Annotated in this window: 12 protein-coding genes; 4 read left to right on the plus strand and 8 right to left on the minus strand. The window is 66.1% G+C overall.

The annotated features are described in order from the left end of the window. Window positions 1–18 precede the first annotated feature (18 nt). Window positions 19–525 carry a cell wall hydrolase gene (locus BMX16_RS04555; protein ID WP_089899397.1) on the plus strand — a complete coding sequence of 169 codons (507 nt, stop codon included), beginning with the start codon at window positions 19–21 and terminating at the stop codon, window positions 523–525. A 1-nt stretch (window position 526) separates the two neighbouring features. Here the strand turns inward: BMX16_RS04555 and hemF are convergent, their stop codons facing one another. Beyond that, a complete protein-coding gene (hemF, locus tag BMX16_RS04560) occupies window positions 527–1417 on the minus strand; it encodes an oxygen-dependent coproporphyrinogen oxidase (protein WP_089899399.1) in 891 nt (296 codons plus the stop codon). 113 nt (window positions 1418–1530) lie between these two features. Between hemF and BMX16_RS04565 the strand changes: the two genes are divergently transcribed. Then, the gene (locus BMX16_RS04565; protein ID WP_089899403.1) at window positions 1531–1917 is read left to right on the plus strand and encodes a hypothetical protein; all 387 of its coding nucleotides are present in this window, start codon (window positions 1531–1533) and stop codon (window positions 1915–1917) included. 2 nt (window positions 1918–1919) lie between these two features. Here the strand turns inward: BMX16_RS04565 and BMX16_RS04570 are convergent, their stop codons facing one another. Genes BMX16_RS04570 through clpS form a run of 3 tightly spaced genes read right to left on the minus strand, consistent with a single transcriptional unit; the run spans window position 1920 to window position 4109 of the window. Continuing rightward, entirely contained in the window at window positions 1920–2732 is an 813-nt protein-coding gene (locus tag BMX16_RS04570) for an SDR family NAD(P)-dependent oxidoreductase (RefSeq protein WP_089899406.1), read from the minus strand. A gap of 30 nt (window positions 2733–2762) precedes the next feature. Then, on the minus strand, window positions 2763–3740 hold the full coding sequence (locus BMX16_RS04575) for a class I SAM-dependent methyltransferase (protein WP_089899409.1): 978 nt from the start codon (window positions 3738–3740) through the stop codon (window positions 2763–2765). 24 nt (window positions 3741–3764) lie between these two features. Then, complete coding sequence (clpS, locus tag BMX16_RS04580; RefSeq protein ID WP_089899412.1) at window positions 3765–4109, minus strand: ATP-dependent Clp protease adapter ClpS; 345 nt, start codon at window positions 4107–4109, stop codon at window positions 3765–3767. Window positions 4110–4483: 374 nt separating this feature from the next. Here clpS and BMX16_RS04585 point away from each other — a divergent pair, with 374 nt between their 5' ends. Together BMX16_RS04585 and BMX16_RS04590 are read left to right on the plus strand one after the other, a co-directional pair. Continuing rightward, a complete protein-coding gene (locus tag BMX16_RS04585) occupies window positions 4484–5839 on the plus strand; it encodes a D-alanyl-D-alanine carboxypeptidase family protein (RefSeq protein WP_425434002.1) in 1356 nt (451 codons plus the stop codon). Window positions 5840–5954: 115 nt separating this feature from the next. Next, the gene (locus BMX16_RS04590; protein WP_089899712.1) at window positions 5955–6851 is read left to right on the plus strand and encodes an AEC family transporter; all 897 of its coding nucleotides are present in this window, start codon (window positions 5955–5957) and stop codon (window positions 6849–6851) included. Here the strand turns inward: BMX16_RS04590 and BMX16_RS04595 are convergent. The 4 genes from BMX16_RS04595 to BMX16_RS04610 are packed head-to-tail and all read right to left on the minus strand — an operon-like array spanning window position 6848 to window position 12644. Further along, the gene (locus tag BMX16_RS04595) at window positions 6848–8443 is read right to left on the minus strand and encodes an ABC transporter ATP-binding protein (protein ID WP_089899415.1); all 1596 of its coding nucleotides are present in this window, start codon (window positions 8441–8443) and stop codon (window positions 6848–6850) included. The genes BMX16_RS04590 and BMX16_RS04595 overlap by 4 nt on opposite strands. Next, window positions 8440–9573 (minus strand): ABC transporter permease, encoded by a 1134-nt coding sequence (locus tag BMX16_RS04600; protein WP_089899715.1) that lies wholly within the window; start codon window positions 9571–9573, stop codon window positions 8440–8442. The genes BMX16_RS04595 and BMX16_RS04600 overlap by 4 nt, the downstream gene beginning before the upstream one ends. A gap of 37 nt (window positions 9574–9610) precedes the next feature. Then, entirely contained in the window at window positions 9611–10690 is a 1080-nt protein-coding gene (locus BMX16_RS04605) for a microcin C ABC transporter permease YejB (RefSeq protein ID WP_089899418.1), read from the minus strand. 7 nt (window positions 10691–10697) lie between these two features. Continuing rightward, complete coding sequence (locus BMX16_RS04610) at window positions 10698–12644, minus strand: extracellular solute-binding protein (protein ID WP_089899421.1); 1947 nt, start codon at window positions 12642–12644, stop codon at window positions 10698–10700. Between the last annotated feature and the right edge of the window lie 69 nt (window positions 12645–12713).

Raw genomic sequence — 12713 nt, forward strand, 5'->3', positions numbered from 1 at the left:
GGCAGCAGGATTGATCACATGACGACAGGAACGGTGCGGTTGCGGCTTGCCATATGCGCGGGGCTGGCGCTGACCACGCTCACGGGATGCGGCATCTTCAAGCGCCAGGGTCCGGAAGAATGTCTGGCCCGCGCGATGTATTTCGAATCCAACCGCTCCAGCCGCGACGGGATGATCGCAGTGGGGACGGTGGTGATGAACCGGGTGCAGTCGCCGCAATATCCCGACACCGTCTGCGCCGTCGTGGGCCAGAAGAACCAGTTCGCCTCCGGCGTGCTGTCCAAGCGCATGGACGACCGGGGCGCGCCGCTGGCGCAGGCCGCGGCCCGCGCGGTGATGCGCGGCGAACGGCATCCTTTGGTCGGTCGGGCCGAATTCTTTCACGCGGCCAGCTACCGGGCGGGCTACGACAACATGCACTATGTCGTCACGGCGGGAGGCAACGCGTTCTACGAGCGCCGCAAGAGCCACCTCGTCACTCAGCCCGTCCCCCTGACCAACATGGAAGGGCTGACCGGGCGCTAGGTCACGTCCACTTGGCCAGCGGCGGCAAGCTCATCAGCACCGCGTTGGCGTCGTGCCCGGTGGTCAGGCCGAACTTTGTCCCCCGGTCATAGACGAGGTTGTATTCCGCATAGAGCCCGCGGTGGATCAGCTGCGTGTCCTTGTCGGCGTCGGTCCACGGCGTATCGCGGCGCAGTTCCACCAGCGGCTGATAGGCGGGCAGGAATGCGCGGCCGATGTCCTGCGTCAGCGTGAAATCCGCCGCCCAGTCGCCGGTGCAGTGGTCGTCCATGAAGATGCCGCCGACGCCCCGCGCCCGGTTGCGGTGCGGGATGTAGAAATACTCGTCCGCCCACGCCTTCAGCCGGGGATACAGGTCCATCCCGTGCGGGTCGAGGTGCCGCTGCTGCGTGGCGTGGAAATGCGCCGTGTCGTCGGCATATTCGATGCAGGGGTTCAGGTCGGACCCGCCGCCGAACCACCACGCATGCGGCGTCCAGAACATGCGGGTATTCATGTGGACGGCGGGCGCATGCGGGTTCTGCATGTGCGCCACAAGGCTGATGCCCGACGCCCAGAAGCGCGGATCGCTGTCCATGCCGGGCACGCCGCGGGCGGCCATCGCGCGCTGCGCGGCCGCGCCCAGCACGCCGTGCACGGTGGACGTGTTCACGCCGACCTTTTCGAACACGCGGCCACCGCGCATCACCGACATGATACCGCCGCCTGCGTCCGACCCGTCGTCACTGCTGCGGTGGGTCAAGGTCCGCTCGAACCGGCCGGCGGGCAGGCCTGCCGTGGGACCGGCGGTCTGGCTGTCCTCCAACCCCTCGAAGGCGGTGACGATGGTGTCGCGCAGGGTTTCGAACCATGCGCTCGCCTGTGCCTTCTCGTCGTCCATCCGATCGGTCATGCCGCCCCCCCGCGTGTCTGCGTGTTATTGCATATCATCTAGAACCGTGCGGAGGTGGACGCAAGCGGACCTCCCCGTGGCCTGTCCGTCCCCAGTCGTGAAAGAGTGCGCCCATGCGGTTCCTGATTGCCTTGTCCCCCCTCGTCCTGCTGGCGGCCTGTGCCACGCCGCAGCAGCAGTGCCTGTCGAACGTGACGCAGGATCTGCGGGTGAATGCCTTTCTGATCGCGCAGACGCAGGCCAATCTGGATCGCGGTTTCGCCATCGACCGCCAGCAACGGGTCAGCCGGGGGTTCGACATGTGCCGCGAGCGGAACCGCGACGGCAGCATCGACACCCGCCTGTGCCCTGTCCAGAAGGTCCGCACGGTGAACGTGCCGCAGGCCATCAACCTGACCGTGGAACGCGACACGCTGAACCAGTTGCTGGCGACCCGTGCCAATCTGGAACGCCGGACCGCCGCCGCGACCGCGCAGTGCCGGACGCTCTATCCCGAATGACGCTAGTGTGCGGCGACCGCACCTGCGTCCAGCAGGGTGCGGCCGCCGTCGATGACGATGATCTGGCCCGTCACGAACCCCGATGCGTCTGACGCAAGGTATTGCACGGTGTCCGGCACCTCGCTGGCATTGGCGATCCGGCCCATCGGCGTCGCGCCGAGGATCGCCGCGCGGGCCGCGCCGTGATCGCGCAGCCACAGGTTCAGGCTGTTGGACAGCACGGATCCCACGCAGACCCCATTCATCCTAATCCGGTGCGGCGCCAGCGCCACCGCCATGCTGCGCGTCATCTGATCGAGCGCGGCGTTCGCCATGCCATAGCCCAGCAATTCGGGATGCGCACGCCTGCCGGCGATGGAGGACAGGTTGACGATCGTGCCGATGATCCGGTCGTCGTCGTCGGACAGGCCTTCGGCCTGTTTCACGAAACGCCTTGCGATGGACTGCGACAGGCGCAGCGGCAGTGTCAGGTTCTGCTCCAGCAGATCGGCGACTGACGTGTCGTCGGGGTCCAGCGGCGCGGTCGGCCCGATCTGGCGCGCCGCATTCACCAGGATATCGACGCCGTCGAACGCATCGACGGTCGCCGAGACGAGGTTCGCCACCGCCAGTTTCTGCCGCAGATCGCCTGCGAACATGCGCACCCGTTCGCTGTCGGCGGACAGTTCGGCCACCTCGCGGTCCAGCGCCGCCTCGTCGCTGTCGGCCATCATGACGTTCGCCCCGGCGCGGACGAAATGGCGGGCCACCGCCAGCCCGATGCCGTTCGCAGCCCCGGTCACGATGGCCGTGCGGCCCTTGATGGAAAATGACATGGCGGTTTCCCTTGTCAGGACAGGATGGCCTCAGCCCGCGATGGGCCGCGTGGCGTGGAACAGCTTGTAGGCCCCGTCGCCGGGCAACTCGCCCACGTTGCGGAACCGTTCGCGCAAGGCCGCCTCGTAGGGCAGATGGCGGTTGGCGACCATCCACAGCTTGCCGTGCGGCGCAAGCAGGCGGGATGCCGCCGCAATGAACCCCTGCCCCAGCGCCGGCGTGCCCTTGGATCCCGTGTGGAACGGCGGGTTCATCACGATGCCGTCCCACTTCGGCTTGACCGTATGGGTCAGCGCATCGGCCCAATGAAAGGTCGCCCGCGGGTCGGTCACGTTCAGGCGCGCGCAGTCCAGCGACAGGGCCTCCGCCTCGATCAGGTCGAGGGATTTCACGCCGTCACACGCCAGAACCGCATGGGCCAGATACCCCCAGCCCGCGCCCAGATCGCCCATGCGGGCGGGCAGTTTTTCCGGCAACGCGGCGGCCAACAACGCAGAGCCGCGATCGACCGCGCCATCCGAGAACACGCCGGCCGTGGTGTAGAAGCCATGATCGCCCTGCACCGGCGCAGGGGCCGCCCAATCGGCAAAGGCCGGTGTCGCCGCAAACCAGAACAGCCGCCCCTTGGCCTTGGGCAGCGACGGCACTTCCCCCAGCACGGCGCGTACGTCGCGCAGCAGGCTGTCGATGCCGTCCGTGCGCTGGCCATCGACGATGACCAGCTCCGCGCCAGCGCAGGCCTGCGCGATCATCGACCGGGCCAAGGCCTTCGACCGTGGCACGACGACGATCATGGTGGGGGCGGCGGTGGCCACCTGCGTCACGGCAAACCCGGCTTGCGCAAAGGCGGCGGCATCGGGGGCAAAGCCCTGCGCGATACGGATCTCGTGCCCCGCCAGCGGCGAGAGGTCGTAGTCGGCGGTTGGCCGCATCACGGTCACGGGACCGGCGGGCAATGTCAGAAGCCCGTCGTCGATGACGGTTTGCAGGCGGGATGTGGCGGCCATCGGTCGGGGGAACAGCGCGGCGCGCTATTCCTTCTCCATCGTGCATTGCAGGGGATGCTGGTGCCGCTGGGCATAGTCCATGACCTGCGCGACCTTCGTCTCGGCGATCTCGTGGCTGTAGACGCCGACGACGGCGACGCCCTTCTTGTGGACGGTCAGCATGATGTCGAAGGCCTGCGCATGAGTCATGCCGAAGAAGCGTTCCAGCACCATCACCACGAATTCCATCGGCGTGAAATCGTCGTTCAGGATCAGCACCTTGTACAGCGGCGGTCGCTTGGTCTTCTCGCGTGTCTTCAGGACGACGCCGACATCGTCCTGCCCGTCGCCGTCGTCGTTGGCCGCCATGAGGTAATGTCGCGTCCGCATCGTGACCCAGATCCTGCCATGTCCTTGATCGCCCCTATATAATGGCAAATCGATGCATGAAAACCCCCTGAACGGGCCGCCGCGCCGTGCCACGGCGTCACGGGCAGCGGAATGCTGCACATGGCTGCCGCCACGTCCCGGCGCACGATATTGCCATGATTTCTCAACATGTGGGGGCGCGGCCGGAATGGTGCACAACATCTGGACAATGTGCACAAAGACCACAGTCAAAGCCTTTGAAACTTTGATGTTTTCGTCAGGGGCAGAGGTGTGCTAGCACTTGTGCAACAATGCGGTCACCGGACAAACCGGGACCAAGAGGCAGTCGAAAAGCAGTCCAATAAAAAAAGGCGAGCGACGTGCAAAACCGTCCGATGACCCGCGCTTTGCGCGCTCTGTTCCTGTCGATCCTGCTGATGCTGGCCCCGCTGATGGCCTTTGCGGCGCCCTATGCGGGTTTCGTCATGGATGCCCGGACCGGAGAGGTCCTGTTTGCCGAGAATGCAGACACGCGGCTGCACCCCGCGTCGCTGACCAAGATGATGACCCTCTACATCGCCTTTCAAGCGATCCAGCGCGGCGAGATCACGCTGGATACCGAAGTGACGATCAGCAGCCTTGCCGCAAATGAACCCCCGTCGAAGCTGGGCCTGCGCGCCGGTCAGCGGATCAAGCTGCGCTATCTGCTGCGCGCCGCCGCCGTGAAATCCGCCAACGATGCGGCCACCGCCATCGGCGAGGCGATCTCGGGCTCCGAGGACGCGTTCGCGACCCGGATGAACCGCACCGCTGCCGCGATGGGCATGACCAACACCACGTTCCGCAATGCCCACGGCCTGACGGCAGAGGGGCATCTATCCACCGCGCGGGACATGAGCGTGCTGGGGCGGCACGTGATCTATGACTTCCCACAGTACTACAACCTCTTCTCGCGCCGCACCGCCGATGCGGGCGTGGCCGAGGTGCGCCACACCAACAGCCGGTTCCTCGACAGCTATCCGGGTGCGGACGGGATCAAGACGGGGTTCACCAACGCGGCGGGCCTGAACCTGACTGCATCGGCGCAGCGCGGACAGGAACGCATCATCGCGACCGTCTTCGGCGGCACGTCCACCGCGCAGCGCAACGCCAAGGTGACAGAGCTGATGGACCTCGGCTTCAACCGCGCGCCCAGCACGGCCACACTGCAGCGCCCCGACGTGCCCGCCGCAGACGCCCCCGCCGTCGCCCCGATGTTGCTAAGCGAGAACACCGGGCCCGCCACCAACGGCGGTGCGGGCAAGACCGTGCGCGTGTCAGGTCGCGTGACCCGCAGCCTGCGCCCGGCGCTGCGGCCCGCACTGGCGGCACCCGCAGCCGTCGCGGGCCTGTCGGTGGACACGGACATGATCAACTCGGTGCTGGCAGAGGCGGTGCAGGTCGCAGCCGTGGCCCCCGCACCCGTGGTTCCCGCCGCACCCGAGGTCGTGACCCGCATCTCGACCTCTGGCGGGCGGCACTGGGGCGTGAACGTCGGGCGGTTCAATTCCCGCTATGAAGCGGAAAAGGTGCTGCTCCGCGTCGCGCTGAACGAGATGAGCACGCTGGACGGGGCCGTGCGCCGCGTGACCGAGACCACGCGCGGTTTCGACGCCAATTTCATGGGACTTACGCGGGAAGGCGCCGACCTCGCCTGCCGCAGGTTGCAGGCACGCGACCAGTCCTGTTTCATGATCGGGTCCGAGGGCTGAGCCCCTCGCTCCTTGCCGATCGGGTGGCGGATTTGGACGATCGTCAGCCAACCGAGACCTTCGCCGCCGGGAAACCGGCGGCGTTGTCATGTCCGGGGTACGCGGTCGGTCGAACGTGCTGATCCAGACGCTGTGGCCCGTCTTTGCCCTGATCGTGCTTGGCTACACGCTTGCCCGGCGCGGGTTTCCGGGCGCAGGGTTCTGGCCGGCGGCAGAGCGCATCAACTATGTCCTGCTGTTCCCGGCGCTGCTGGTCGCCAGCCTCGCGGTGGCCCCGGTCGATGATCCGGCCCTGCTGCGGCTGGGTGGTGCCACGGCGCTCAGCATCGGGGTTGCCGCCGGCCTGCTGGCATTGCTGCGCCTGCGTTGGCCTGCGACGCCCGCACGGTTCGGCCCTGCCCTGCAAGGGGTGCTGCGGTTCAACACGTATCTGGGACTGGCCATCGTCGGCGGCATCGCGGGGCCCGCAGGCCTGACGCGCGCCGCCGTGTTCCTGGCCGTCGCCGTGCCGCTGGTCAACGTGCTGTCGATCATGGCCCTCAGCAATGGGGCGCGCCCCCTCCCCCTGCTGCTGCAGGTGCTGCGCAATCCCCTGATCCTTGCCTGTGCATGCGGGCTGGCACTGGCCGTCACGGGCACGGGCCTGCCATGGGGCAGCGGCACGTTCCTCGGGTTTCTGGCGCAGGCCAGCCTGCCGCTGGGCCTGCTGTGCGTGGGCGCCGCCCTGCAGCCCGCGGCCATGCGGCGCGATGTGGCGGCGCTGGGGATCAACAGCGCGCTGCGGCTGGCTGCGATGCCGTGGCTTGCGTGGGGTGTCGGGCGCGCCTGCGGCCTGACGGGGGTGGAGTTGCAGGTGCTGGTGGTGTTCAGCGCCATCCCCACCGCGACCACGGCCTATGTGCTGACGCGGGCGATGGGCGGCGACGGGCCGTTCATGGCGGGCCTCATCACCGCGCAGACGCTCGCGTCGGCCCTGACCCTGCCCCTCGTTCTGGCGCTGCTGGGGGTCTAGACCGTCCGCCCCTCGAACGCCGCTGCCATCAGGGCACGGGTGTAGGCGGTCTGCGGCGCGTCAAAGATCGCCGCCGCCGTCCCCGCCTCGACCACGTCGCCCTGTTTCATCACCATCACCGTGTGGGACATGGCGCGCACCACCTTCAGGTCGTGAGAGATGAAGATATAGGCCAGCCCGTGCCGCGCCTGCAGGTCACGCAACAGGTCCACGATCTGCACCTGCACCGTCATGTCGAGCGCACTCGTCGGTTCGTCCAGCACCACCAGCTTTGGTCGCAGGATCATGGCACGGGCAATGGCGATGCGCTGCCGCTGGCCGCCCGAGAATTCGTGCGGATAGCGGTCCATCAGCGCGGGGTTCAGGCCCACCTCGGTCATGATCGCGGCGACCTGGCCGCGGTGCGGCGTACCGGGGTCGATGTGGTGGATGGTCAGGCCTTCGCTGATGATCTGCTCCACGGTCATGCGCGGCGACAGGCTGCCGAACGGGTCCTGAAAGACGATCTGCATGTCGGACCGCAGGGGGCGCATCTGGCGCTGGTTGAAGTCGCCGATGTCCCGCCCTTGGAACACGATCCGCCCTTCGGACCCGATCAGACGCATCATCGCCAGAGCCAATGTGGTCTTGCCAGACCCCGATTCGCCCACGATGCCCAGCGTTTCGCCCGCCCGGACGGTAAAGCTCGCGTCGTTCACCGCCTTGATGTGGCCCACGGTGCGTTTCAGCAGACCGCGCCGGATCGGAAACCAGACCTTCAGATGCGCGGCCTCGGCGATGATGGGGGCACCCTTCGCGACCGGCCCCGGCTGCCCCACCGATTCCGCGGCCAGCAGCGTCTGCGTATAGGGGTGCTGCGGGTTGGCAAAGATTTCGGCGGCAGGGCCGGTTTCGACGATCACGCCGTCCTTCATCACGCAGACGCGGTCGGCGATCTTGCGCACGATGGTCAGGTCGTGGGTGATGAACAGCATCGACAGGCCCTGCTGCGCCTTCAGGTCAGCCAGCAGATCGAGGATCTGCGCCTGAATGGTGACGTCGAGCGCGGTCGTGGGCTCGTCCGCGATCAGCAGTTCCGGGCCGTTGGCCAGCGCCATGGCGATCATCACGCGCTGCCGCTGCCCGCCGGACAACTGGTGCGGAAACGCCTCCAGACGCTCCTCCGGCTCGCGGATGCCGACCTGCGTCAGCAGTTCGATGACGCGGGTCCGCACCGCGTCGCCGCGCAGGCCCTGATGCAACTCGATGGACTCGCCCAACTGCCGCTGGATCGTGTGCAGCGGGTTCAGCGAGGTCATCGGCTCCTGAAAGATGAAGCTGATGTCGTTGCCGCGCACCCGCATCAGGTCACGTTCGGGCGCGCCAACCATCTGCGTGCCGTCGTAGGTGATCGAGCCCGTCACCGTGGCACTGTCGCCCAACAGCTGCACCGTGGACAGGGCGGTGACGGATTTGCCCGACCCGCTTTCGCCCACGATGGCCAATGTTTCGCCGCGGGCGATCTGGAACGACACGCCACGCACGGCCTGCGTCACGTCGCCGTCCTGACGAAACGACACCGTCAGGTCGCGCACATCGAGCAGAGGCGTCATGCGAAGGTCTTTCTGGGATCGAAGGCGTCGCGGACCCCCTCGAAGATGAACACCAGCAGCGACAGCATGATTGCGAAGGTGAAGAAGGCGGTGAACCCGAGCCATGGCGCCTGCAGGTTCTGTTTCGCCTGCAACGTGAGTTCGCCCAGCGACGGTGCCGAGGACGGCAGTCCGAAGCCAAGGAAGTCGAGCGTCGCCAGCGTCGAGATGCCCCCGGTGATCAAGAACGGCAGCATGGTCACCGTCGCCACCATCGCGTTGGGCAGGATGTGGCGCATCATGATCGTGCGGTCCCGCACCCCCAGCGCGCGGGCGGCGCGGACATATTCGAAATTGCGCGCCCGCAGGAATTCGGCCCGCACGAGGCCTACAAGTGACGTCCAGCCGAACAGCACGATCAGGAACACCAGCAGCCAGAAACTTCGCCCCAGAATGGCGAACATGATGATGATGACATACAGCGACGGGATGCCCGACCAGATCTCGATCACGCGCTGGAACGCGAGGTCGACCCAACCACCGAAATAGCCCTGCACCGCCCCTGCCATGATGCCGATGACGCTGGATGCTATGGTGACGATCAGGGTGAAGATGATCGACAGCCGGAACCCATAGATCACCCGCGCCACCACGTCGCGTTTCGTGTCGTCCGTGCCCAGCCAGTTGTTGCTGTCCGGTGCCGACGGGGCCACGCCCGGAATGTCGACGATGGTGTTGTAGCTGTAGGGGATCAGCGGCCAGACCATCCAGCCCTTGTCGTAATCCGCCTCGCTCAGGGTGCCCGCATCGGACGCGGCGATGGTGCCGTCCGGATCGTCGAAACACAGATCGACCAGACCGCCGGTGGCGATCAGGCATTTCACCTCGACGTCCGTATAGCCTGCCTCGGTCAGGAAATCGCCGCCATAGTCGGCCTCGGAATAGAACTGAAAGATCGGCATCCGCAACTCGCCGCGATAGCTGACCAGCAGCGGCTTGTCGTTGGCGATGAACTCCGCGCACAGCGACAGGCCGAACAGGATGGCAAAGATCCACAGCGACCAGACCGCGCGGCGGTTGCGCTTGAAGTTGCGCCAGCGGCGCTGGTTCAACGGCGACAGGAACGGCGCGCGGCGCTTGGCCGCCCCCATCAGGGCCTGTGTGTTGGGGTCGATGTTGGTCACGGGCCTAGCCTCTCGCCTCGAAGTCGATGCGTGGGTCGATGAACATGTAGGTCAGGTCGGTCAGGATACCGACGACCAGCCCCATGAGTGAGAACGCGAACAGTGTCCCGAACACCACCGGATAGTCCCGCGCCACCGCCGCCTCGTACCCCAGACGCCCCAGACCATCGAGGCTGAACAGCGTCTCGATGATGAGAGAGCCGCCGAAGAAGACCGAGATGAACAGTGCCGGAAAGCCCGAGATCACGATCAGCATCGCGTTGCGGAACACGTGACGATACAGGATCGTCCGCTCGCCCAGACCCTTGGCCTTGGCGGTCAGAACGTACTGCTTCTTGATTTCGTCCAGAAAGCTGTTCTTGGTCAGCAGCGTCAGCGTGGCGAAACTGGCGATGGTCATGGACAGCACCGGCAGGGCAATGTGCCAGAAATAGTCGCCTATCTTGCCCAACAGCGACAGGTCATCGAAATTGGCCGACGTCAGCCCGCGCAGCGGAAAGATGCGGTAATAGCTGCCGCCCGCGAACAGCACGATCAGCAGGATCGCAAAGAGGAAACCGGGGATCGCATAACCCACGATGATCGCACCACTGGTCCATGTGTCGAACTTGGACCCGTCGCGCACCGCTTTGCGGATGCCCAGCGGGATGGAAATGGCATAGGCGATCAGCGTCGTCCACAGGCCGAGCGTGATGCTGACGGGCATCTTCTCCATCACCAGATCGAAGACGCTGATGTTGCGGAAATAACTGTCGCCGAAATCGAACCGGACGTAGTTCCACATCATCGTCAGGAAGCGTTCCAGCGGCGGCTTGTCGAAGCCGAACTCGCGTTCCAGATCCTCGATGAAACCGGGCGGCAGCCCGCGCGCGCCGATGTAGTCGCTGCCACCGCCGCCATCCACGATCTCGCCGCCACCGCCACCGGCGATCCCCTCGAACACGTCGCCGCCGCCTTCCATCTGGGCGATGATCTGCTCGATCGGACCGCCCGGCACGAATTGCGTCAGGGAAAAGTTCAGCACCATGATCCCCAGCAACGTGGGGATCACCAGCAGCAGCCGGCGTAGGATGTAGGCGCCCATCAGCGGATCAGCGCAGCGCGCCGGAGGCCCGCAGCGCCTCGGCCTTGTCCGCGTTGAACCACCAGAAGTCCGTCTCGCCCAGCGCATAGGGCGGCAGGTCCGCAGGATGCTCGAACATGTCGTAATAGGCCACCGTGTAGGTCGGCTTGAACCATTGCGGCACCCAGAACCCGTTCGCCCGCAACACCCTGTCCAGGGCGCGGGTGGCGGCGTGCATGTCGTCGGTCGTATCGGCGGCGATGACCGTGTCGATCAGGCTGTCCACCGCGGGATCGCGCAGCGCCATCAGGTTGCGACTGCTGTCCTCGGCGGTCTCCGACCCGAACCACTGTTTCAGCTCTGTCCCCGGTTCCAGCGACATGGAAAAGCTGTGGGTGACCACGTCCCAGTCGCCGGACCTTGTGCGTTCCTGTTCCTGCGCCGGATCGACACGGTCCAGCACCGCGTTCACGCCCAGTCGTTTCAGGTTCTCGACATAGGGGTTGATGACCCGGTCGAACGCCGGGCTGCTTTCGAGAAAGGTCACGTCCAGCCACTGGCCATCCTTGCGACGAATCCCGTCGCTGCCCGCGACCCAACCCGCCTCTTCCAGCAGGGCGGACGCCGCACGCAGGTTGCCCCTGTCCAGCTGGCCGGTCGAGGAGACCGGCGGTATCGCCGCCTCGTCCGTCAGGATCGTCGCATCCAGCAGCCCCTCATTCACCAGCGGTTGCAGGATCGCCGCCTCCTCCGCGGTGGGGACGCCCGTGGCCTCCATCTCGGTATTGGCCCAGAACGACGTCGTCCGCTCGTATAGGCCATAGAACAGTGTCTCGTTCGACCACTCGAAATTGAACATCAGCCGGATCGCGGCCCGCACCGCCGGGTCCTGAAAGACCGGATCGTTGAGGTTGAAGATGAAGGACTGCGCCCGTGGCAGGTTGCCGTCGGGCAGTTCCGTCTTGATCACGCTGCCGTTCTGCACCCCCGGAAAATCGTATCCCGTCGCCCATGTCAGGGCCGAATTCTCGCTGCGGAAGGTGTATTCACCCGCCTTGAACGCCTCGAACGCGGTATCGCCGTCGGCGAAATATTCGATGCGGATGCTGTCGAAGTTGTTGCGGCCCACGTTGATCGGCAGGTCGGCGCCCCAGAAGTTCGGGTTGCGCACGTAGGTCAGTGTGCGGCCATAGTCGAAATCGCCCAGCAGGTAGGCCCCGGTGCCCAGCGGCGGGGTCTGCCAAGTCTCGTCCAGACGGCGGCCCGACTCGGTCCATTCGGCCTGCGAGAAGGGCGGAAACGTTGCGGCCAGACCGATCCTGTCGCGGCGCGGGGCATCCGCGCCAAAGGAGAAGCGGATGCGCAACAGGTCCAGCACCTCCACCTGCGTGATCTGCCCGTCAAATGCGGCGCGGAATTCAGGCAGGCCCTGCGACATGAAGGTGTCGTAGCTGAACTTGATGTCCTCGGCGGTCATCGGCGTGCCGTCGCTGAAGGTCACGTCGTCGCGCAGGTTGAAGATCACCCATGCGAGGTCGGCGGGATATTCCATCGTCGTGCACAGATAACAGTAGAGCGCGGTCGGATCGTCGGCGGTCGTGGTCACGATCGCCTCGAACGGGGTCTGGGACAGCACGGCGGCGTTGCCGCCGCGCGTGTAGGGGTTGAAGCCGTCGAAGGTGCCCGCGAACCATTGGGACATCTCGCCGCCCTTGGGCGCGTCGGGGTTCACGTAGTCCAGATGGGGAAAGTCGGCGGGATAGTTCAGATCGCCGAAATAGGAATAGCCGTGGGTGACGACCACGTCGTCCGATGCGGCCGGTGCTGCGACAGGTGCCGCGTCCTGCGCACGTGCCTGCCCGGCCAGCAGCGCCAGCCCCACCAGCAGCGCCGATCCCGCCAGCCATGACGGACCCTGCGATAACCGGGCTTTCGCCTGCGCGGTGGCAATGGGGCGGCGCGGGGCGTGGATCATCGGTGCAATCTCCGGTCGGGTCAGGGGGCGGGACGCTGGCGTTCGGATCACGCTAGTCGCAGCGGGGAT

The organism is Loktanella fryxellensis (assembly GCF_900110065.1).
In the GTDB taxonomy this organism is placed as follows: Bacteria; Pseudomonadota; Alphaproteobacteria; order Rhodobacterales; family Rhodobacteraceae; genus Loktanella; species Loktanella fryxellensis.

Bases quoted from the DNA above. Each gene is read 5' to 3' on its own strand.
- BMX16_RS04555 (WP_089899397.1), top strand. From the start codon at position 19: ATGACGACAGGAACGGTGCGGTTGCGGCTTGCCATATGCGCGGGGCTG.
- hemF (WP_089899399.1), bottom strand. From the start codon at position 1,417: ATGACCGATCGGATGGACGACGAGAAGGCACAGGCGAGCGCATGGTTC.
- BMX16_RS04565 (WP_089899403.1), top strand. From the start codon at position 1,531: ATGCGGTTCCTGATTGCCTTGTCCCCCCTCGTCCTGCTGGCGGCCTGT.
- BMX16_RS04570 (WP_089899406.1), bottom strand. From the start codon at position 2,732: ATGTCATTTTCCATCAAGGGCCGCACGGCCATCGTGACCGGGGCTGCG.
- BMX16_RS04575 (WP_089899409.1), bottom strand. From the start codon at position 3,740: ATGGCCGCCACATCCCGCCTGCAAACCGTCATCGACGACGGGCTTCTG.
- clpS (WP_089899412.1), bottom strand. From the start codon at position 4,109: ATGCGGACGCGACATTACCTCATGGCGGCCAACGACGACGGCGACGGG.
- BMX16_RS04585 (WP_425434002.1), top strand. From the start codon at position 4,484: ATGACCCGCGCTTTGCGCGCTCTGTTCCTGTCGATCCTGCTGATGCTG.
- BMX16_RS04595 (WP_089899415.1), bottom strand. From the start codon at position 8,443: ATGACGCCTCTGCTCGATGTGCGCGACCTGACGGTGTCGTTTCGTCAG.
- BMX16_RS04600 (WP_089899715.1), bottom strand. From the start codon at position 9,573: ATGGGGGCGGCCAAGCGCCGCGCGCCGTTCCTGTCGCCGTTGAACCAG.
- BMX16_RS04605 (WP_089899418.1), bottom strand. From the start codon at position 10,690: ATGGGCGCCTACATCCTACGCCGGCTGCTGCTGGTGATCCCCACGTTG.
- BMX16_RS04610 (WP_089899421.1), bottom strand. From the start codon at position 12,644: ATGATCCACGCCCCGCGCCGCCCCATTGCCACCGCGCAGGCGAAAGCC.